The following is a 21,536-nucleotide window of genomic DNA, read 5'->3' as shown; positions in this document are numbered from 1 at the left end:
CATGTTAAATACAATTAGCCTTGGCCGTCATATTTCAGGTCAGTTCAATCATGAATTAGAAAGTATTCGAACCCATGTGTTAGCCATGGGTGGTTTGGTTGAACAGCAGTTAGCAGATAGCTTAAAAGCATTACATAAACAAAATGAAGAATTAGCCAAGCGGGTGATTAGAGACGATCATAAAGTCAATGCGATGGAAGTGGCCATTGATGAAGCTTGCACGCGTATCATTGCCAAGCGTCAGCCGACCGCCAGTGATTTACGGTTAGTGATTGCGATTATTAAAACCATTACTGATTTAGAGCGGATTGGTGATGTTGCTGAAAGTATTGCAAAAGTGGCGTCGGAAAATTTCACCAATAAGCAATATAACTTATTAGTTTCACTGGAATCGTTAGGTCAACACGCGGTGCGAATGTTGCACGAAACCTTAGATGCTTTTGCCCGAATGGATGTAAAAGCGGCGATTGAAGTGTATCAAGAAGATGATCGTATTGATCGTGAATATGAAGCGATCATACGACAATTAATGACTTATATGATGGAAGATCCTAATTCAATACCGAATGTGATGAAGGTAATGTGGGCTGCGCGATCCATTGAACGAGTGGGGGACCGCTGCCAAAATATTTGTGAATATATTATCTATTTTGTACAGGGCAAAGATATTCGCCACACTAACCCTGAAGACATTAAAAATATGCTTTAGCAACAAACATTGCTGATGTTGTAGCGACACTAAAATTAAGCGATATCGTAAAAACAAAAAGGGACGTGATGATCTTAAATAAGATGATACGTCCCGTTTTTGTTGGTGGTGGTAATGATTATCACAGCTTAAGTTGAGCCACCACTGCCGCTATATTTGCGATTCCCGTGATTGGAATGGCGAAATCGTCAATGTCTGCGCTACCCATATGCGCTTGTTTTGCAACTGTAATCATATGACTTGGACGCGTGGTTTTACCCGAAAGGTGGATCTCGTTGATGCCTGTTCGAGCAATGATGTCACGCACGTTATGACTATTGACGCCCGCGCCCGCCATAATTTTCAAGTGATTACCACAGTGTTGATGCATTTGGTTAATCATACTAATACCGTCATAAGCATTGGCTTGTAAACCAGAAGTGAGAATGCGTTCACAGCCAGCCGCCATAATCGTATCAAGTGCTGCCATTGGCTCCACACATTGATCGATGGCGCGATGAAAGGTGATCCCCATTCCTTGGGCTTGTTTAACGAGACTCGTAAGAATGTCGTTATCCACTAAGCCTTGTGCGGTTAATACGCCGACAACGACTCCCTGTAATCCTGCCTGTTTAGCAGCAAAAATATCTGCCAGCATTATTTCAACATCGTCACTGCTGAATAAAAAATCACCTTGGCGCGGGCGAATCATCGCATAAACAGGAATGGTGGCATATTTAGCGGCGGCAGACATAAATCCAGCGCTAGGTGTGAGTCCACCAAGCGCTAACGATGAGCACAGTTCGATACGGGTTGCGCCTGCTTGTTGCGCATTATGAAGCGATTCAAGATTATCGATACAAACTTCAAGTTGAATAGTCATTGATTATTAACAGTATGGTATTTAAGAGGGTGTTCAGTGTAGAAGATTATTGCAGAGGGGGCGAACAGCGGTGATTGATAATGTGCGGTTGGTTGAAAATGAAATAACGTGGTAAACGCGAGATAAAAAAAGGGCCCGGTATATTCCGGGCCTCATTATATTTTTATTTGAGCTGACTTTGGCTCTATGTAGCACTAATGCAATTCATAACACCGTGAGCGTGGTGTTAGTAGGTAATTATTTCTTACCTAAGTCTGCAGTGTGCTCTGATAGGTAGTCCGCTACACCTTTTGGTGATGCGTCCATACCTGCTTTACCTTCTTCCCACTGCGCAGGACATACTTCGCCATGCTTCTGGTGGAAGTTCAATGCATCAACCATACGTAGCATTTCATCGATGTTACGACCTAATGGTAAGTCGTTAACTACTTGATGACGAACCATGCCGTCTTCATCGATAAGGAAAGAACCACGGAAAGCAACACCCGCTTCTGGATGCTCAACATCGTAAGCTTTACAGATTTCGTGCTTAATATCAGCAACTAGTGGGTATTTAACTTGACCGATACCGCCATCTTCAATAGCAGTGTTACGCCATGCGTTGTGCGAGAACTGTGAATCAATTGAAACACCAATAATTTCTACACCCTTCGCTTGGAAATCTTCAAAGCGCTTATCAAAAGCAATAAGCTCAGATGGGCATACGAAAGTGAAGTCTAGTGGGTAAAAGAAAACTACTGCTTTTTTACCTTTAGTAAATTCTGCAAAGTTGAAAGTATCAACGATTTCGCCGTTACCGAGAACAGCTGCAGCAGTAAAATCTGGTGCTTGACGACCTACTAGTACCATTTTGGTGCTCCTTAAATATTGGGGTTTGCTAACCTTTTTGGGTCAGCTCCATACTTGGACGGGACAAACTATAGCGAAACTGTTAAATTGAAAAAAGCGGAATAAACAGATTAAAGTAATCGAAAAATACGATGAATAAATTTCCATCACTTAAACAGCTACATTATTTAGTTACTCTATCGGAAACACACCATTTTGGCGAAGCAGCTAAACGGTGTTTTGTGAGCCAGTCGACATTAAGTTCTGGTATTCAAAATCTTGAGGAGTTACTCGACTGCCATCTTGTTGAACGGGATACAAAGGCTAAAACCTTAGTGTTTACATCAATGGGAGAACAAGTGGTAGAAAGAGCACGAGAATTATTAGCGTGCAGTCGTGACTTGATCGAGCTTTCTCGTTGCTGCGGTGATGGTATGGAAGGGCCATTACGGGTCGGCTGTATTCCAACTATTGCGCCATTTTTGCTGTGTGGTTTAGTGCAGCAGGTGAATGCGTTATACCCTAAATTGAATTTATTATTGCGGGAAGATACCACCACCAATTTATTAGCAGCGCTGCAACATGGTGAAATGGATGTGTTAATTTTAGCATTACCCGTTGATATCCATGGTATGGCTAGCAAAGTGGTTGGACGCGATGCGTTTAAGATGGTGATCAGTAAACAACAAGCATCTTCAGTAACGATGCCGCTACACTATGCAGATTTACCTGATAAGTCAGTGTTCTTATTAGAGAAAGAGCATTGTTTAACTGAACATGCAGTATCGGCATGTCAATTGACGGCGAAAGAAAAAATCAATCCATTTACAGCCACGAGTTTACATACCGTGGTACAAATGGTTGCTAATGGTTTAGGCACAACGTTTATTCCACAGATGGCAATTAAACATGGCATTTTAGAGAACCAAAATTTGGTCGTTATTGAGCCACCAGGTAAAGATGCTTATCGTGAGATTGGTTTAGTATGGCGGCCGACGTCAAGCCGTGTTGCAACATTTGAAAAATTAGGCGAAATAGTTAAAAGCTTATTATAAGCCTTTTTTCGTTATTATTGTCGTACAAGAAGCCTGAAGTAATGATCAATAACCCGCGGTAATATTAATGTGGTTATTATCGTTGTTCAGGTTTTTTTATTAGTGTTATATCCACGATCGTTATTTTACGTTGTTTTTAGTTGAAAATATCAATTTTTCAATAATAATTAAAATATTATATTATCGAGTGAATTATCTATAACTTACTGTTTTGTTGGTTTAATTTATTTCTGCGTGCAAATTAACGTCGTAATTATTTTGTTAGTTATTATTTTTAATTATTTGATTTTTTCTTTTGAATAAGACTTAATATTTTATTAATCAAACTGTTATGTTGCATATAAATATAACAGTTTGTTTAAAACACTTTTTTAAATAATGATTTTAAAATGATGCTTTGTAATTTAATTACGTAAATAGATACAAAAAAGTATTGTTTATGGATAAATCTAAATTCCGAGTTAATTGCTAAGATTGTTAAGAATTAAGGAGATTGCACAGGTATACATCTTTTGTAACTCTATAAATTTAAAGGTTTTTGTTTTTCCTTTGGCGATGCGTGAATTTGGTGTTATTTGCATTATGCGCGAGGTTACGGCAACGTAAACATGTGCTTAAGATAATTCAACAGGGAATCATTACTTTTGTTATTGATAAAAGTAGTGATTAAGTTACATGCTGGAGGTGCTATATGACAGACACAGCCATTCAAGCCAATGCTCATTCCCAGTTATTTCTGCCACAACCTCTGACGGAGCATCAACAACAGATTTTAACGACTGACGCTTTATTGTTTATTGCGCAGTTAGTTGAACGATTTGCTGAACGCGTTCCGTTATTATTAGAGGCTCGTGAATTGCAGCAATTAGCCATTGATCGTGGCCAACTTCTTGATTTTTTACCTACGACTCAGGCGATTAGAGAGTCGGAGTGGAAAATACAAAATATTCCTCATGATTTACAAGATCGTCGCGTTGAAATCACAGGTCCCGTTGATCGTAAAATGGTCATTAATGCGCTAAATGCCAATGTAAAAGTCTTTATGGCAGACTTTGAAGATTCATTTTCTCCGTCGTGGAATGCGATTATTGATGGTCATCAGAATCTACGTGATGCAGTTAATGGCACCATCAGTTATACCCATCCTAAAACAGGTAAGTTATATCAGCTTGATGATGATCCTGCGGTATTGATTTGTCGTGTTCGTGGTCTGCATTTACTTGAAAAAAATATACTCTGGAATGGGCAGCCAATTCCGGGAGCTTTACTTGATTTTGCACTGTATTTTTATTTGAACCACCAAGCGTTATTAGCCAAAGGCAGCGGCCCTTATTTCTATTTGCCTAAGCTACAAAGTTTTAGAGAAGCGGCATGGTGGAGTGATGTGTTTAGTTTTACCGAAGACCAATTTGGGTTAACGCGCGGTACTATTAAAGCAACGGTCTTGATTGAAACGTTACCGGCCGCGTTTGAGATGGATGAAATATTATTTAGTCTTAAAGAACATATTGTTGGCCTTAATTGTGGACGTTGGGATTATATCTTTAGTTATATAAAAACCTTACGTAATTTCCCTGATCGTATTTTACCTGATCGCCAAGTGGTGACCATGGAAAAACCATTTCTTAATGCTTATTCACGGTTATTAGTCCGTACTTGTCATCGTCGTGGTGCATTAGCAATGGGCGGTATGGCGGCATTTATTCCAGCGAAAGATCCCAAGCAACAAGCATGGGTATTAAATAAGATTCAAACGGACAAAACACTTGAGGCCAACAATGGTCACGATGGCACATGGGTTGCTCATCCCGGGTTAGCCGATACTGCGCGCGCTATTTTTGATGAAGTGCTCGATCAGCGTGTTAATCAATTAAATATTAGTCGAGAAGACGATGCGCCTATTACTGCGGCTGAATTATTAGCCCCTTGTGATGGTGAACGAACCGAAGTGGGTATGCGGCATAATATTCGAGTGGCGGTGCAATATATTGAAGCATGGATTTCAGGTAATGGTTGTGTGCCTATTTACGGTTTAATGGAAGATGCGGCAACCGCGGAAATTGCACGTGCCTCAATTTGGCAATGGATAAAACACGGTAAGACTTTATCTAATGGTCAAGTGGTTACTAAAGCCTTATTTGCACAAATGTTGACTGAAGAAATGCAAGTATTGCAACAAGAGTTAGGCCAAGAGCGAATTGAAAATGGACGTTTTGATGAGGCTACCTATTTAATGTCGCACTTAGCCACTAGTGATGAGTTAGACAACTTCCTGACCTTAAAAGGTTATGACTATTTAGTGTAATAACGGATTACCGCCAAGTGATTAGAGGGATATTATGATGACATTAACTCGCCAACAACAAATTGCAGCCTTAGAAAAAGATTGGGCTGAAAATCCACGCTGGAAACACGTTAAACGTACTTATACCGCAGAAGAAGTGGTTAATCTTCGTGGTTCGTTTATTCCTGAAAACACTATAGCTCAGCGCGGGGCTGATAAATTATGGGAATTGGTTAATGGTAGTGCTAAAAAAGGCTATGTTAACTGTTTAGGTGCATTAACAGGTGGGCAAGCGGTTCAACAAGCAAAAGCCGGTATTGAAGCGATTTATTTATCGGGTTGGCAAGTTGCAGCCGATAATAATACCGCCTCAGCGATGTACCCTGATCAGTCTTTATACCCAGTAGATTCAGTACCTGCGGTGGTAAAGCGTATTAACAATTCTTTTCGTCGTGCAGATCAAATTCAATGGTCTAATGGTGGCTCACCCTCTGATGGCATTGATTATTTCTTGCCGATTGTCGCTGATGCAGAAGCGGGTTTTGGTGGGGTGCTAAATGCGTATGAATTGATGCGTAATATGATTGAAGCGGGTGCGGCTGGGGTGCACTTTGAAGATCAATTAGCATCAGTGAAAAAATGTGGTCATATGGGCGGTAAAGTATTAGTCCCAACCCAAGAAGCGGTGCAAAAGTTAGTGGCAGCACGTTTAGCGGCTGATGTGGCGGGAACGACAACGTTAGTGATTGCACGTACTGATGCGAATGCGGCAGATCTGTTAACGTCAGATTGTGATTTATATGATAAAGATTTTATTATTGGCGATCGCTCTGCCGAAGGTTTTTACCGTGTTCGTGCGGGGATTGATCAGGCTATTTCGCGTGGTTTGGCATATGCACCTTATGCGGATTTAATTTGGTGTGAAACTGCCAAGCCATGTTTAGAAGAAGCGCGTAAATTTGCTGAAGCGATTCATGAGCAATACCCTGATCAGTTATTAGCCTATAACTGTTCACCGTCGTTTAATTGGGAAAAGAACCTTGATGCTGAAACTATCGCTAAATTCCAACAAGCATTAGCGGACATGGGTTATAAGTATCAGTTTATTACGCTCGCGGGTATTCATAATATGTGGTTCAACATGTTTGAACTTGCTCATGCTTATGCACAAGGTGAAGGGATGCGTCATTACGTTGAAAAAGTACAGCGTCCTGAGTTTGAAGCGGCGAATAAAGGCTACACTTTTGTTGCTCATCAACAAGAAGTGGGTACTGGCTACTTTGATACTATGACCAATACTATTCAAGGTGGTAATTCGTCAGTGACGGCTTTAACAGGATCAACTGAAGAAGAACAGTTTAAGTAAACGTATTATCTACGGAAATTAATCTATCGAGGGGAGCATGATGCTCCCTTTTTAGTGGCTGTTATAAGTCACGGGCTATATCGATATCATCAAGTTCATCAAGGTTGTCTTGTTCTATAGGATCTACTTCATCTTGCATTTCTAACAATGTCACCGCAATTGCAACAAAATCACTATTTGTAATAATTCCTACCAGTTGTTTATTTTCAAGTACAGGCAAACAACCGATTTGATTTTTTTGCATATACAGCGCCGCTTCTTTAAGGCCTGCATGGCTATCGACACTAAAAATATTACGGTTCATGCAATGCTCGAGTAAGACTTCTAGTGGTGAGTAACAAGGGTTGGTAATCACTGATTTTAAATTAGAGTCTTGAGCGGCAAGAACATCTCGCTGAGAAATTAAGCCTAATAAGTGATGATTATGGTCAGTAATGGGGATGTGACGAATAGACTGGGTTTGCATCATTTCTTTGGCATCAAATAAGGTGTCATTGCGTGACAATGTATGCGGCTTTAGTGTCATCATATCGGCAACAGTAAACATAGAAACCTCCGTCTTTTATCTAATCGCTAAGATATTATTCGTAATTGACTCTTTTGAATGTAGCGAATTATGGGTGATTATCCTATGACGGTGGTCATAAATTTCACATATCATGAATGATTAAACGGCATCTTTAATTATTCAATCAAGACTGAGTAACGGGGATGGCGATCATTTTTTGATGGAATCTATGCTTTAATTGCTACGGGGTTTCGCATCTTTGGTGGAGTTAAGTATAATGCCCGCTTGCTGTTATTTAAGGCGTATTACGATGCAAGTTTCTGATTTTGATTTTGAGTTACCAGATGAGCTAATTGCTCGCTATCCACAACCTGAACGTACCGCGAGTCGTTTGCTACATATGACAGGCAACACTGGTGAATTAGCACATAAAGGTTTTAAAGATGTGTTAGATCTGGTCGAGGCTGGGGATTTATTGGTTTTTAATAATACCCGTGTTATTCCTGCGCGTATGTATGGTCATAAAGCGTCTGGTGGTAAAATTGAAGTGTTAGTTGAGCGAATGCTGGATGATAAATCCATTCTTGCTCATGTGCGCGCATCTAAACCACCAAAGCCTGGTATGGAATTGTTATTAGGTGAACATGGTGAGTTTTCTGCGGTAATGGTTGCTCGCCACGATACGTTATTTGAAATTCGTTTTAACAGCGATAAAACCGTCTTAGAGATTTTAGATCAGGTGGGGCATATGCCATTACCACCGTACATAGATCGTCCAGACGAAGATGCAGATAAAGAGCGCTACCAAACGGTTTATAACGCTAAACCGGGTGCAGTTGCAGCGCCTACTGCGGGTTTACACTTTGACGAGAAGCTGATGGCTGATCTAAAAGTGAAAGGCGTTAATTTTGCCTTTGTGACCTTGCATGTTGGTGCGGGAACATTCCAGCCTGTACGTGTTGATGACATTAATGATCACCACATGCATTCTGAATATGTTGAAGTGCCTGAAGAGGTTGTTACTGCGGTTAATGAAACCCGTGCTAATGGCGGCCGTGTTATTGCGGTTGGTACAACATCAGTACGCTCACTAGAAAGTGCAGCACAAGATGCGATTAAGAAGGGTACTGAGCTAAAACCTTTTTTTGGTGATACAGAAATTTTTATTTTCCCTGGGTATCAATTCCAGTTAGTGGATGTATTAATTACTAATTTCCATTTGCCTGAATCGACACTGATTATGCTAGTGAGTGCATTTGCTAGTTATGAGTACACCATGAATGCTTATCATCAAGCAGTGGCTAATCAATATCGTTTCTTTAGTTATGGCGATTCGATGTTTATTACCCGTAAAAATGTGTGATACCGATAACGTTAACACTTATTAAAAATTAAGTATTTAGGCTGCTTTTTGTTACAATTGCGGCCTTTGTTGTCTCTGCTACATGATATAAATTTATTTATGTAGTATTTACAACAGAATAAAAGCATTTTTGCTCCACTTTATGGTTATGCCTATTTACGATAACCCTAATGTAGAGAGCGACAATGGCCGTTATAAACGACCATTATTTTTGTGGCTGATCAGGCAATAGCCTGTGGGGCTTAATCCCATGATGGGAATATCGTCAGATTGTTTCTCTGGCTTTTGGAGGTCTTGTGAAATTTGAATTAGATAAAACTCAAGGTCGCGCACGTCGCGGTCGCTTGCAGTTTGAACGTGGTACGGTCGAAACACCAGCATTTATGCCAGTAGGTACTTACGGTACTGTTAAAGGTATGACACCTGAAGAAGTTGAAGAAACAGGTGCGCAAATCATTCTTGGTAATACGTTCCACTTGTGGTTACGTCCTGGTCAAGAAGTAATGAAGATGCACGGTGACTTGCATGACTTTATGCAATGGAAAGGTCCTATTCTAACCGATTCAGGCGGCTTCCAAGTATTTAGTCTTGGTGCATTACGTAAAATCACTGAAGAGGGCGTACATTTCCGTAACCCTGTTAATGGTGACAAAATTTTCATGGATGCTGAAAAGTCGATGGAAATTCAAAAAGATCTTGGTTCTGATATCGTGATGATCTTTGACGAATGTACACCATACCCAGCAACTCATGATGAAGCTAAGAAGTCGATGGAAATGTCACTTCGTTGGGCTCAACGTAGTCGTAACCATTTTGATGAGCTAGAAAATCCAAATGCACTATTTGGTATCGTACAAGGTGGCGTATATGAAGATCTTCGTGATGTTTCAGTTGAAGGTCTAACCAAGATTGGTTTTGATGGTTATGCGGTTGGTGGTTTAGCGGTTGGTGAGCCTAAAGAAGATATGCACCGTATTCTTGAGCATACTTGTCCAAAATTACCAGAAGACAAACCACGTTACCTTATGGGTGTAGGTAAGCCGGAAGATCTAGTTGAAGGCGTACGTCGTGGTATCGACATGTTTGACTGTGTAATGCCAACGCGAAATGCACGAAATGCACACCTGTTTGTAACTGGTGGTGTGATCAAGATCCGTAATGCGAAACATAAAACAGATACGACATCACTAGATCCTGAGTGTGACTGTTACACTTGTCGTCATTATTCAAAAGCGTATCTATATCACCTAGACAAATGTAATGAAATTCTAGGTGCACGCTTAAATACTATTCATAACTTACGTTACTACCAACGCTTAATGGCAAGTATCCGTAAGTCGATTGAAGAAGATCGTTTCGATGCATTTGTAGAAGAATTCTACGCGCGTCGTGACCGTGAAGTTCCACCATTACAAATTGTATAAATCATAATAAATCGAGGACGTTATAAATGAGCTTTTTTATCTCTCAAGCACATGCTGCAACTGAAGGTGCTTCTCAAGGTTCACCATACCAGTTATTCATTATGCTGGGTCTGTTCGCTGTAATTTTTTACTTCATGATCTACCGTCCACAAGCTAAGCGTGTTAAAGAACACAAAACGCTAATGAGCTCGATGAGTAAAGGCGATGAAGTAATGACAAACGGTGGTCTTTTAGGTCGTATTACAAAGTCTTCATCTGAAAGTGATTACATTGTTATTGCGCTAAACGACAATACTGAAGTGACTATTAAAAAAGACTTCATTACAGCCGTTTTGCCAAAAGGCACAATGAAGTCTTTATAAGACTATAAAAAACATTCGCTTTGAAGGATCATAGCAGTGCTTAACCGATACCCTCTGTGGAAGAACTTGTTAGTGTTGTTCGCGCTAATTATAGGTTTGCTTTATGCACTTCCCAACGTATACGGTGAAGATCCAGCGATTCAAATAACTGGGGCGCGTGGCGCCTCAGTTACTATGACCGCTTTGGATACTGTCACCGAAGATTTAAAAAAGAACAATATCCCCTATAAATCAGTTGTATTTGAAAATGGCTCTATATTGGTCCGTTTTAAAGATACTGATATTCAAATTAGTGCCCGCGATATTCTTAATAGTGAGTTAGGCGACAAATATATTGTTGCACTCAATCTTGCACCCTCAACACCCTCTTGGTTAGAAGCTATTGGTGCTACACCGATGAAGCTTGGCTTAGACTTGCGTGGTGGTGTTCATTTCCTTATGGAAGTGGATATGGATGCAGCGATGGAAAAGCTATTAGGTCAGCAAGAAGAAACATTCAGAACTGAACTACGCCAAGATAAAATTCGTTATCGTGCCATTGATAAAAGTAAAGAAACGGTTTCTATACGTTTACGTGATGCGGCTCAACTTGAGCAGGCAAAAGCGGTATTAGAGCCTCTTCATCCCGATATGATCTTTACTGAAAGTGACGCGAAAGGACGTTTTGTATTAATCGCTAGTTTCTCTGAAGCACGTCTTCAAGAAATTCGTAATTATGCTGTTGATCAAAATATTACGATTTTACGTAACCGTGTTAATGAATTAGGCGTTGCCGAACCATTAGTACAACGCCAAGGTGCTAACCGTATTGTGGTTGAGCTACCGGGTGTTCAAGATACTGCGCGTGCTAAAGAAATTTTAGGCGCAACAGCGACGCTTGAGTTCCGTGAAGTTGATAGTAATGCTGATCTTGCGGCTGCTGCTGCGGGACGAGTTCCTGCGGGCAGTGAAGTTAAGATGACCCGTGATGGTCGTCCTGCGGTATTGAAAAAGCGTATTATTTTGGCGGGTTCTCATATTACAGATGCGACATCAAGTGCTGATGAATATGGACGTCCTCAGGTGAATATTTCGCTTGATACCGAAGGCGGCAGCAAAATGACGGCGTTCTCACGTAATAACGTTGGCAAATTAATGGCCACCGTATTTACTGAGTACAAAGACAGCGGTAATCGTAGCTCTGAAGGTAAAGTCATTCTTGAAAAACACGAAGAAGTGATTAACCAAGCGACCATTCAAACGGCACTTGGACGTAACTTCCGTATTACAGGCATTGATTCACAGCCAGAAGCGCACAACCTTGCATTGTTATTACGTGCAGGTGCGTTGATTGCACCGATTTCCATTGTTGAAGAACGCACCATTGGTCCATCTATGGGTCAACAGAATATCGATATGGGTATTCAGGCGTGTATCTGGGGCATGGTCGCTGTAATGCTATTTACCTTATTGTATTACCGTGGTTTTGGTTTGATCGCGAACTTAGCATTGATGATGAACCTAGTGTTAATTATTGGCATAATGTCGATGATCCCAGGTGCAACCATGACCTTGCCAGGTATTGCCGGGATTGTATTAACGGTGGGTATGGCGGTTGATGCTAACGTGCTTATCTTTGAACGTATTCGTGAAGAGTTACGTGATGGGCGAAGTCCTCAGCAAGCGATTCAACAAGGTTATGCCAATGCGTTTAGTACCATTGCCGATGCCAATATCACCACCTTAATGACAGCGATTATTTTGTTTGCTGTTGGTACAGGTGCAATTAAAGGTTTTGCTGTGACATTATCGATCGGTATTTTGACGTCGATGTTTACTGCGATTGTCGGTACTCGTGCTGTGGTTAACTTAGTCTATGGCGGCAAACGCGTAGATAAGTTGTCAATTTAGGAGGACGCATAAATGAAACAATTATTGAATACAGATAAAGTTACTGACTTTATGCGTTGGTCAAAGTTAGCGTTTATTTTCTCGTTAATGATGATTATTGCTTCTATTACGACAATATCAACCAAAGGTTTGAATTGGGGCTTAGACTTTACTGGCGGTACGCTAATTGAAGTGAGCTTTAAAAATCCGGCGGATTTACCTTTAATTCGAGAATCATTAGCAGAGTCAGGTTTTGGCGATGCAATTGTACAGAATTTTGGTACTGCACGCGATGTTATGGTACGACTACAACCTCGTGATGGTATTAAAGGCGAAGTTCTGGGCAACCAGATCATTGATGCTTTAAAAACCGGAACGGGTCAGCAAGTTGAAATGCGCCGAGTGGAATTTGTTGGTCCTAATGTGGGCGATGAATTGGCAGAAGCGGGTGGTTTAGCAATTTTAATTGCACTACTTTGTATTCTACTTTATGTCTCGGTGCGTTTTGAATGGCGTTTAGCTGCTGGTGCGGTGTTATCGTTAGCACACGATATTATCATTACCGTTGGTATTTTTTCGATATTACAAATTGAAGTTGATTTAACTATTGTGGCGGCATTGCTAACGGTAGTGGGTTACTCACTTAACGATACTATCGTGGTGTTTGACCGTATTCGAGAAAATTTCCGTAAGATGCGTAAGCAAACTGCTGAAGAAATTATGAATAGTTCACTTTCTCAAACATTAAGTCGAACATTAATTACTTCGAGTACCACTTTGTTTGTTGTCATTGCCTTGTTCTTAAAAGGCGGTGCGATGATTCAAGGTTTTGCATTAGCTTTATTGCTGGGTATTACTATCGGTACGTATTCTTCAATCTATGTGGCATCCGCGTTAGCGCTTAAATTGGGTATTACCCGTGAGCACTTAATGCCAACGCCAGTAGAGAAAGAAGGCGAAGAACTTGATGCAATGCCATAACAGTAAATAATGTACGCATTGTGAAAAATAAATAGACGGAGTCTTTTGGCTCCGTTTTTTTATGTGGAAAGCATAATGATTGTAGTAACTACATGATTAAATTTTATATTTTTTCGTTGCGTTTTACGTGAAGTTATAAATAAAAGAGAGGGGGGAATGAAGAATCGGGGTGAAAAGAGTCACGAATAGAAAGTGTGTGGGTATTTTGGAATAAGGCGAAATAACACAGAGGTTGATGATGTTGATAGTGATAGAAACAAAAACGCCCTGCTGGTGGAAATCAGCAGGGCGTTTTTATTTTCGAGTAGTAATCAAAGATTACTTAGCCAGAGCATCGCTACCGAATTCACGGATTTTAGCAAGCATTGGCTTAACTACACGTGCGTTACCAGCAACAATGTTGCCAGAAACTAGGTAGTTAGTGTTACCCGTAAAGTCAGCACAGATAGCACCAGCTTCACGCGCGATTAATTCACCAGCAGCAAGTTCCCAAGGCTTTTGGCCTAGTTTGAACACGCCATCAACACGGCCAGCAGCTAGGTAACAAAGATCCAATGCAGTACAACCTGATTGACGCATGTCATCACATTCTACAAATAAAGCATTTTGGATTTTTAGGTAGCTTTCAGCGTGTTGTTTAGCAGCAAAAGGAAGACCAGTTGCTAAAACAGTACCTGTTAGATCACGAGGTTGTGATGCACGTAGACGTAGGCTATTAAGTTGCGCGCCTGAACCACGAGTAGCTGTGAATAGTTCGTTACGAGCTGGGTCGTAAACTGCTGCAACTTCTGTACGGCCACGCATACGTAGAGCGATAGAAATTGCATAGTGAGGGTAACCGCGAACAAAGTTCATGGTGCCATCCACTGGGTCAATAATCCACTGACACTCTTTGTCACGTCCTTCTTTCGTACCAGATTCAGCTGCAAGAATGCAGTGCTCAGGGTAAGATTTACGGATTGTCTCGATGATGATAGCTTCTGCTTCAAGATCGATATTGGTAACAACATCATTACCTTTATTAGCAACCTCAATAGATTGAGGTTTTTCTAGAGATTTAATGACATGGTCACCAGCCTTTCGCACAGCGCGAATGGCAATATTAAGCATCGGATGCATAGGATTTTCCCAACGGATGTTAAAGAACATAAAAAGCGGCGGCGAGTATAACAGAGCTATAAAAAAAAGGAAGTGGTTATTTTTTCGACGTTAGCGGATCTGGAAAAAACGAAAATAGCGTAATTTTATTTATTGATGGCAGTAATAGGTAATAACGTTCATCAAATAGACATGTTTTCTTCATTTTTGTGATGGCTGTGCTACTATCTCTGAGCGTTAAATTAGACTGGAATATAGCGACATCATGTTAGATAAAATTCGCGTTGTCCTCATCGGCACGTCACACCCTGGAAATATCGGTTCAGCTGCTCGCGCAATGAAAGTAATGGGGTTAACCAACCTTGTTCTTGTTGATCCCGCGTGCGAAATTGATAGTCATACAATTGCTTTAGCGGCAGGTGCAGCAGATGTAGTTGAGAACGCTAAAATTGTAAAAACATTAGATGAAGCCGTTGCTGATTGCGGTTTAGTTGTTGGTTCAAGTGCACGTTCTCGCACTTTAGAATGGCCACAATTAGATCCACGTGAAAATGGCATTAAAGTGGTTGCTGAATCAGAGCAACATCCGGTAGCCATTTTATTTGGTCGTGAACGTATCGGCCTCACCAATGAAGAATTACAAAAATGTCATTGCCACGTTTATATTCCGGCGAATCCTGAATATAGCTCATTAAATTTAGCGATGGCAGTACAAACAATAACTTATGAAGTTCGTATGGCGTATCTTAATGCGACTAAACATCAATCAACTCAAGTTGTGGATGAATATCCGCGCGCCAATGAGCTTGAAATGTTTTACGAACATCTTGAAAAAGTAACCACCCAAACTCGGTTTATCAATAAGAATCATCCCGGTATGGTGATGGTAAAATTGCGCCGTATGTTTACTCGTGCTCGCCCTGAGCAACAAGAGTTAAATATTTTACGTGGTATTTTATCATCAATAGAAAAGACAATTGAAACCTTAGAGAAGAACAATAAATAACCGTGGTCGCAAGTTAGCGAAAGACCCATTGTTTTAGTGGGTTAAATACTTGACCAAATTAGTCGGGTATGAGAGACTACTTGTATACATTCAAGTAGGTAGCCATGTTATGAAGTTGACCTCAAAAGGAAGATATGCAGTGACTGCAATGTTAGATGTAGCATTGCACTCACATAATGGACCAGTACCGTTGGCTGATATTTCAGAACGTCAAGGGATCTCACTGTCCTACCTAGAACAACTCTTTTCGCGTCTTCGTAAAGCGGGCTTAGTAACAAGTGTTCGTGGTCCTGGTGGTGGTTATCGCTTGGGTGAAGATGCTAGCAATATCGCTGTCGGTATGGTTATCGCTGCGGTTGATGAATCAGTTGATGCAACTAAGTGCCAAGGGAAAGGCGGCTGCCAAGGCGGAGTGCGCTGTTTAACTCACACTCTATGGCATGATTTAAGTGATCGTATCAGCGGATTTTTGAATAACATCACTCTTGGTGAGTTGATGAAGGATAATGATGTACAAGTTATTGCTGATCGTCAGGATGTAATTCTACGCAGTAATAATCAGCCATCATTTGCAAATAAAAAATCACACGACAGCGCCCCTATCGGTGTCGATGTCCGCTCCTAGAGACCAGACGTTCGTGTTTTCGGAGAAGAAAATGAAACTGCCAATATATTTTGATTACTCTGCAACTTGCCCGGTAGATCCTCGTGTTGCTGAGAAAATGGTTCAGTGTTTAACTATGGATGGTACGTTTGGTAATCCAGCGTCACGTTCACATCGTTATGGCTGGCAAGCTGAAGAAGCAGTTGATGCTGCTCGTGAGTATATTGCCGAGTTAGTTAATGCTGATCCACGTGAAATTGTCTTTACATCAGGTGCGACTGAGTCTGATAACCTTGCCATTAAAGGTGCTGCGCATTTCTATCACAAGAAAGGCAAGCATGTTATTACGTGTAAAACTGAGCACAAAGCGGTTCTTGACCCATGTCGTCAATTAGAGCGTGAAGGTTATGAGGTAACTTACCTTGAGCCTGAATCAAATGGTCTTGTTGATTTGGCTAAACTACGCGACGCAATGCGTGAAGATACTGTGCTGGTTTCTATTATGCATGTGAATAATGAAATTGGTGTTATTCAAGATATTGCAGCTATCGGCGAAATCTGTCGTGAAAATAAGACTGTTTTCCATGTTGATGCAGCACAATCAGCGGGTAAACTGCCGATTGATGTACAAACAACGAAAGTCGATCTAATTTCATTCTCAGCGCATAAGATTTACGGTCCTAAAGGTATTGGTGCACTGTATGTGCGTCGTAAGCCTCGTATTCGTCTTGAAGCACAAATGCACGGTGGCGGCCATGAACGTGGTTTCCGTTCTGGTACTTTACCGACTCACCAAATTGTGGGTATGGGTGAAGCATTCCGTATTGCTAAGCTTGAGATGGCACAAGATTACCAACACGCTGTTGATATGCGTGAGCGTCTACTTAAAGGCCTTGAAGGCATCGAAGAGATGTCAATCAATGGTGATATGGAACACCGCATTCCAACTAACCTAAACATTAGTTTTGCGTTTGTTGAAGGCGAGTCATTGCTTATGGCATTGAAAGATCTTGCCGTATCATCAGGTTCTGCATGTACATCAGCGAGCTTAGAGCCATCATATGTACTGCGTGCATTAGGCCTAAATGATGAACTAGCACATAGTTCAATCCGTTTCTCTTTTGGTCGTTTTACTACCGCTGAAGAAATTGATTATGCAGTTGTTCAAATTAAACAAGCAGTAGATAAGCTACGTGCAATGTCACCTCTTTGGGATATGTTCAAAGAAGGCATTGATTTAAATACAGTTGAGTGGGCACACCACTAATCTGCGGTTAGACATTATTCGAGGGAATTTATCATGGCATATAGTGAAAAAGTCATCGATCATTATGAAAATCCGCGTAACGTGGGTTCATTTGACAACGACGATAAAAGCATTGGTAGCGGTATGGTGGGTGCACCAGCCTGTGGCGATGTAATGAAGCTTCAGATTAAAGTATCTGAAGATGGCATTATTGAAGATGCAAAGTTTAAAACATATGGTTGTGGTTCTGCTATCGCATCAAGTTCACTGATCACTGAATGGGTGAAAGGTAAAACATTAGACGAAGCAGCATCAATCAAGAACTCTGCGATTGCAGAAGAGCTTGAGTTACCACCGGTTAAGGTTCACTGTTCAATTCTTGCAGAAGATGCAATTAAAGCAGCAGTTAGCGATTATAAAAAGAAACACGAACAAAAATAATTTCTGAGGTTTGAAGTATGGCCATTACTATCACTGAAGCGGCAGCTAGTCGCGTATCGACTTTTTTAGCTAACCGAGGCAAAGGCATTGGTTTACGCCTCGGGGTTCGCACTTCAGGGTGTTCGGGTATGGCGTATATCCTTGAGTTCGTCGATGATCTTGACGAAGGGGATCAAGTCTTTGAAGAACAAGGTGTAAAAATTATCGTTGATGCAAAAAGTATGGTTTACCTTGATGGTACCGAGCTTGATTTTGCCAAAGAAGGCCTTAATGAAGGTTTTCAGTTTAACAACCCTAACGTGTCAAGCGAATGCGGTTGTGGTGAAAGCTTCAACGTATAATTGCTCATAGTGTTTTATTAAACCTGGCTGCTGGCCGCCATTATGGCGAGTGAGTTGTCAGGTTTATTTTTTATATATGGTTGCGATTATGAATCATTTCGAATTATTTGGATTACCGTTTCAATTTGATGTTGATGGCGGCTTATTAGCAACACAATTCCGCGAATTACAACGTCGATTTCATCCTGATAACTTTGCTACTGCATCTGAGCGTGACCGATTATTGTCGGTACAAAAAGCCGCTCAGATTAACGACGCCTTTCAAACATTAAAGAATCCTGTTTCTCGTGCTGAATATATGCTTGCTGAACGCGATGAAGATATTCGTGGTGAGCAAAAGACGCTGCAAGATATGGATTTCTTGATGCAGCAAATGGAACTGCGTGAAGCGCTTGAAGTTATTTCTGATTGTGCTGATCCTGAAACAGCTTTGTTTGATTTTGAACAACAGGCTACAACGATGTATAAGGCACAGTTGAACAAACTGGCCGATTTATTGAGCCAAGAAAATTGGGTTGAAGCTGCGGATGCAGTACGTAAGTTAAAGTTTATTGTTAAGTTGCGTGATGAAGTCGAACGTCTTGAAGAATCATTATTCGACTAATCAGCACTTGCGTTATTTAGACAGGAACGATAATGGCATTTTTACAGATTTCCGAGCCCGGTCAAAGCGCAGCACCGCATCAACAAAAATTAGCGGTCGGCATTGATTTAGGGACGACAAATTCATTAGTTGCAACCGTGCGTAGTGGTGTTGCAGAAACATTGAAAGATGCTGAAGGGCGTTCAATTTTACCCTCAGTGGTGCATTATGCTGAAAAGCATGTTGTGACAGGTGATGCCGCACGTGCTTATGCACAACGTGATCCTGTTAATACTATCCTATCGGTAAAACGTCTGATGGGACGATCATTGGTTGATATTGAGCAACGTTACCCACAATTGCCTTATCAATTTACCGCATCAGAAAATGGCTTACCACAGCTAGTGACTCGCCAGGGAACGATGAACCCTGTGCAGGTATCCGCTGAAATTTTAAAATCATTAAGTCAGCGTGCAGTAGAAAGTTTAGGTGGCGATCTTGAAGGCGTGGTGATTACCGTTCCTGCTTATTTTGATGATGCGCAGCGTGCTGGCACAAAAGATGCCGCTAAGTTAGCTAATCTAAATGTTTTGCGCTTACTTAATGAACCAACAGCAGCTGCGATTGCGTATGGCCTCGATTCAGGCCAAGAAGGCGTGATAGCGGTGTATGATCTTGGTGGTGGTACGTTTGATATCTCGATTTTACGTCTATCTAAAGGCGTATTTGAAGTTCTTGCGACAGGTGGTGATTCTGCATTAGGCGGTGATGATCTTGATCAGCTGATTGCTGACTGGGTCTTACTTCAAGCGGAATTAATCGAGACACTAACTCCACAACAACGCCGTGAATTACAAGATGCTGCTCAACAAGCAAAAGTGACATTGAGTGATGCTGATAGCGTGACAATGAATGTATTAGGTTGGCAGGGTGAAATCACACGAGACCAATTCAATGGGTTAGTTACGCCATTAATAAAGAAAACCTTATTTGCTTGTCGTCGTGCATTAAAAGATGCAGATATTACTATTGATGATGTAATTGAAACCGTCATGGTTGGCGGCTCAACTCGCGTCCCGTTAGTCCGTGAATTGGTGGGAAGCTTCTTTGGTAAAACACCATTAACTTCTATCGATCCTGATCAAGTGGTCGCCATCGGTGCGGCTATTCAAGCTGATATTCTGGTGGGTAATAAACCCGATGCAGATATGTTGTTATTAGATGTGATTCCATTGTCATTAGGCATTGAAACCATGGGGGGCATGATTGAAAAAATCATTCCTCGTAATACCACGCTGCCAGTTGCTCGCGCCCAAGAATTTACTACGTTTAAAGATGGTCAAACAGCAATGTCTGTTCATATCGTTCAAGGTGAGCGTGAGATGGTGAGCGATTGCCGTTCACTCGCCCGCTTTACTTTACGTGGTATTCCACCAATGGCCGCTGGAGCTGCACATATTCGTGTGACGTACCAAGTTGATGCTGATGGCTTATTATCGGTAATGGCAATGGAAAAAAGCAGCGGTGTGCAATCATCGATTCAAGTGAAGCCATCTTATGGTCTTTCTGATGATGAAATTGCAACTATGCTACGCGATTCAATGACATTTGCTCAAGATGACAAAGATGCACGTGCATTAGCGGAACAACAAGTAGAAGCCGATCGTGTACTTGAAGGATTGATAGCTGCGCTGGCAACAGATGGCGAAACCTTGTTAACGGCTCAAGAACGCGAAGAATTAGAAACTGTAATGATGGAACTGGTTCAATTACGTCAGAGTGGCGACGCTCGTACCATTGAAGCAGGTATTAAGAAAACTGATAAGGCCAGCCAAGAATTTGCGTCACGTCGAATGGATCAATCTATTCGTCGAGCGTTAGCTGGTCAGTCTATTGATGAGGTTTAGGCATGCCTAAGATTATAATTTTACCTAATGAAGAACATTGTCCAGAAGGCGCAATTTTAGAAGCGCAAGCTGGCGAAACTATCCTAGATGTTGCATTGCGCAATGGTATTGAAATTGAGCATGCGTGTGAAAAATCTTGTGCGTGTACTACCTGCCATGTTGTCGTTCGTGAAGGGTTTGATTCTCTAAAAGAGAGTGATGAACTTGAAGATGACATGCTAGATAAAGCATGGGGACTTGAACCAGAATCTCGTTTAAGTTGTCAGGCTCGAGTTGCCGATGAAGACTTAGTGGTCGATATTCCACGTTATACCGTCAATCTTGCTTCCGAAGCCCAATAATTAACTATTAAGATAGGTCGCCATGATGGTGGCCTATTTTTTTACCTGTTGATTAGAGGGATCGCGACTTACAGCGTTACGGTTAGATTAGGTTGTTATTTTCTATTCAAAAAGTGAGGATTTATTATGAGTTTACAATGGATTGATTCACGTGATATTGCCATTGAATTGATTGAACTATATCCGACAGTTGATCCAACCCAAGTGCGGTTTACCGATCTAAGAGATTGGATCATCGCTCTGGATGAATTTGACGATGAAATCGATCACTGTAATGAGAAAATTTTAGAAGCAGTGCAAATGTGCTGGATTGATGAACAATAATGGCAACCACCAAAAAGCCTGTTTTATTGTTGCC

22 protein-coding genes are annotated in these 21,536 nt (G+C 41.2%); 18 read left to right on the top strand and 4 right to left on the bottom strand.

The genetic code is table 11. From position 1 onward, the window contains the following. Window position 1: 1 nt before the first annotated feature. Window positions 2-709 (top strand): phosphate signaling complex protein PhoU, encoded by a 708-nt coding sequence (phoU, locus tag C9J51_RS16710; protein WP_045037146.1) that lies wholly within the window; start codon window positions 2-4, stop codon window positions 707-709. 121 nt (window positions 710-830) lie between these two features. On the opposite strand, the gene C9J51_RS16705 is transcribed toward phoU, so the two are convergent. Then, window positions 831-1,571 carry a copper homeostasis protein CutC gene (locus C9J51_RS16705; protein ID WP_045040624.1) on the bottom strand — a complete coding sequence of 247 codons (741 nt, stop codon included), beginning with the start codon at window positions 1,569-1,571 and terminating at the stop codon, window positions 831-833. A 237-nt stretch (window positions 1,572-1,808) separates the two neighbouring features. Then, window positions 1,809-2,420, bottom strand: coding sequence for a peroxiredoxin C (locus C9J51_RS16700; protein ID WP_045037144.1), 612 nt, complete (start codon window positions 2,418-2,420; stop codon window positions 1,809-1,811). A gap of 131 nt (window positions 2,421-2,551) precedes the next feature. On the opposite strand from C9J51_RS16700, the gene C9J51_RS16695 reads away from it, so the two are divergent. The 3 genes from C9J51_RS16695 to aceA all read left to right on the top strand — a co-directional run bounded on the left by C9J51_RS16695 (window position 2,552) and on the right by aceA (window position 7,104). Beyond that, window positions 2,552-3,454, top strand: a complete 903-nt coding sequence (locus C9J51_RS16695) for a hydrogen peroxide-inducible genes activator (RefSeq protein WP_045037143.1) — start codon at window positions 2,552-2,554, stop codon at window positions 3,452-3,454. A gap of 691 nt (window positions 3,455-4,145) precedes the next feature. Continuing rightward, window positions 4,146-5,759 carry a malate synthase A gene (gene aceB / locus C9J51_RS16690; RefSeq protein WP_045037142.1) on the top strand — a complete coding sequence of 538 codons (1,614 nt, stop codon included), beginning with the start codon at window positions 4,146-4,148 and terminating at the stop codon, window positions 5,757-5,759. A 37-nt stretch (window positions 5,760-5,796) separates the two neighbouring features. Continuing rightward, on the top strand, window positions 5,797-7,104 hold the full coding sequence (gene aceA, locus C9J51_RS16685) for an isocitrate lyase (RefSeq protein ID WP_045037141.1): 1,308 nt from the start codon (window positions 5,797-5,799) through the stop codon (window positions 7,102-7,104). Between the two features lie 61 nt (window positions 7,105-7,165). On the opposite strand, the gene C9J51_RS16680 is transcribed toward aceA, so the two are convergent. Next, the gene (locus tag C9J51_RS16680) at window positions 7,166-7,651 is read right to left on the bottom strand and encodes a CBS domain-containing protein (RefSeq protein ID WP_045037140.1); all 486 of its coding nucleotides are present in this window, start codon (window positions 7,649-7,651) and stop codon (window positions 7,166-7,168) included. A 271-nt stretch (window positions 7,652-7,922) separates the two neighbouring features. On the opposite strand from C9J51_RS16680, the gene queA reads away from it, so the two are divergent. The 5 genes from queA to secF all read left to right on the top strand — a co-directional run bounded on the left by queA (window position 7,923) and on the right by secF (window position 13,611). Next, window positions 7,923-8,975 carry a tRNA preQ1(34) S-adenosylmethionine ribosyltransferase-isomerase QueA gene (gene queA / locus C9J51_RS16675; protein ID WP_045040623.1) on the top strand — a complete coding sequence of 351 codons (1,053 nt, stop codon included), beginning with the start codon at window positions 7,923-7,925 and terminating at the stop codon, window positions 8,973-8,975. A 296-nt stretch (window positions 8,976-9,271) separates the two neighbouring features. Then, complete coding sequence (gene tgt, locus C9J51_RS16670) at window positions 9,272-10,399, top strand: tRNA guanosine(34) transglycosylase Tgt (protein ID WP_045037138.1); 1,128 nt, start codon at window positions 9,272-9,274, stop codon at window positions 10,397-10,399. Between the two features lie 26 nt (window positions 10,400-10,425). Continuing rightward, a complete protein-coding gene (yajC, locus tag C9J51_RS16665; protein ID WP_045037137.1) occupies window positions 10,426-10,761 on the top strand; it encodes a preprotein translocase subunit YajC in 336 nt (111 codons plus the stop codon). A 36-nt stretch (window positions 10,762-10,797) separates the two neighbouring features. Beyond that, window positions 10,798-12,651, top strand: coding sequence for a protein translocase subunit SecD (gene secD, locus C9J51_RS16660; RefSeq protein WP_045040622.1), 1,854 nt, complete (start codon window positions 10,798-10,800; stop codon window positions 12,649-12,651). Between the two features lie 12 nt (window positions 12,652-12,663). Next, a complete protein-coding gene (secF, locus tag C9J51_RS16655) occupies window positions 12,664-13,611 on the top strand; it encodes a protein translocase subunit SecF (protein WP_045037135.1) in 948 nt (315 codons plus the stop codon). A gap of 318 nt (window positions 13,612-13,929) precedes the next feature. On the opposite strand, the gene suhB is transcribed toward secF, so the two are convergent. Then, window positions 13,930-14,730, bottom strand: coding sequence for an inositol-1-monophosphatase (gene suhB, locus C9J51_RS16650; protein ID WP_045037134.1), 801 nt, complete (start codon window positions 14,728-14,730; stop codon window positions 13,930-13,932). A gap of 244 nt (window positions 14,731-14,974) precedes the next feature. Between suhB and trmJ the strand changes: the two genes are divergently transcribed. The 9 genes from trmJ to iscX all read left to right on the top strand — a co-directional run bounded on the left by trmJ (window position 14,975) and on the right by iscX (window position 21,502). Next, the gene (trmJ, locus tag C9J51_RS16645) at window positions 14,975-15,715 is read left to right on the top strand and encodes a tRNA (cytosine(32)/uridine(32)-2'-O)-methyltransferase TrmJ (RefSeq protein ID WP_045037133.1); all 741 of its coding nucleotides are present in this window, start codon (window positions 14,975-14,977) and stop codon (window positions 15,713-15,715) included. A gap of 109 nt (window positions 15,716-15,824) precedes the next feature. Next, complete coding sequence (iscR, locus tag C9J51_RS16640; protein ID WP_045037132.1) at window positions 15,825-16,340, top strand: Fe-S cluster assembly transcriptional regulator IscR; 516 nt, start codon at window positions 15,825-15,827, stop codon at window positions 16,338-16,340. 31 nt (window positions 16,341-16,371) lie between these two features. Then, window positions 16,372-17,586 (top strand): IscS subfamily cysteine desulfurase, encoded by a 1,215-nt coding sequence (locus C9J51_RS16635; protein WP_045037131.1) that lies wholly within the window; start codon window positions 16,372-16,374, stop codon window positions 17,584-17,586. Between the two features lie 33 nt (window positions 17,587-17,619). Further along, window positions 17,620-18,006: a Fe-S cluster assembly scaffold IscU gene (gene iscU, locus C9J51_RS16630; protein WP_045037130.1), complete on the top strand. Its 387-nt coding sequence runs from the start codon at window positions 17,620-17,622 to the stop codon at window positions 18,004-18,006. 17 nt (window positions 18,007-18,023) lie between these two features. Then, window positions 18,024-18,347: an iron-sulfur cluster assembly protein IscA gene (gene iscA / locus C9J51_RS16625; protein ID WP_036795847.1), complete on the top strand. Its 324-nt coding sequence runs from the start codon at window positions 18,024-18,026 to the stop codon at window positions 18,345-18,347. 88 nt (window positions 18,348-18,435) lie between these two features. Continuing rightward, window positions 18,436-18,951, top strand: coding sequence for a co-chaperone HscB (hscB, locus tag C9J51_RS16620; RefSeq protein ID WP_045037174.1), 516 nt, complete (start codon window positions 18,436-18,438; stop codon window positions 18,949-18,951). 32 nt (window positions 18,952-18,983) lie between these two features. After that, a complete protein-coding gene (gene hscA / locus C9J51_RS16615; protein WP_045040621.1) occupies window positions 18,984-20,837 on the top strand; it encodes a Fe-S protein assembly chaperone HscA in 1,854 nt (617 codons plus the stop codon). Between the two features lie 2 nt (window positions 20,838-20,839). Then, window positions 20,840-21,178 carry an ISC system 2Fe-2S type ferredoxin gene (gene fdx, locus C9J51_RS16610; RefSeq protein ID WP_045037128.1) on the top strand — a complete coding sequence of 113 codons (339 nt, stop codon included), beginning with the start codon at window positions 20,840-20,842 and terminating at the stop codon, window positions 21,176-21,178. Between the two features lie 126 nt (window positions 21,179-21,304). Further along, complete coding sequence (gene iscX / locus C9J51_RS16605; protein ID WP_045037127.1) at window positions 21,305-21,502, top strand: Fe-S cluster assembly protein IscX; 198 nt, start codon at window positions 21,305-21,307, stop codon at window positions 21,500-21,502. Window positions 21,503-21,536: the final 34 nt, after the last annotated feature.

The sequence above is a fragment of the Photobacterium iliopiscarium genome, from assembly GCF_003026395.1.
GTDB lineage: Bacteria > Pseudomonadota > Gammaproteobacteria > Enterobacterales > Vibrionaceae > Photobacterium > Photobacterium iliopiscarium.
Note: the sequence above shows the minus strand (reverse complement) of the source record. Positions and strands in the feature narration are given on the sequence as shown.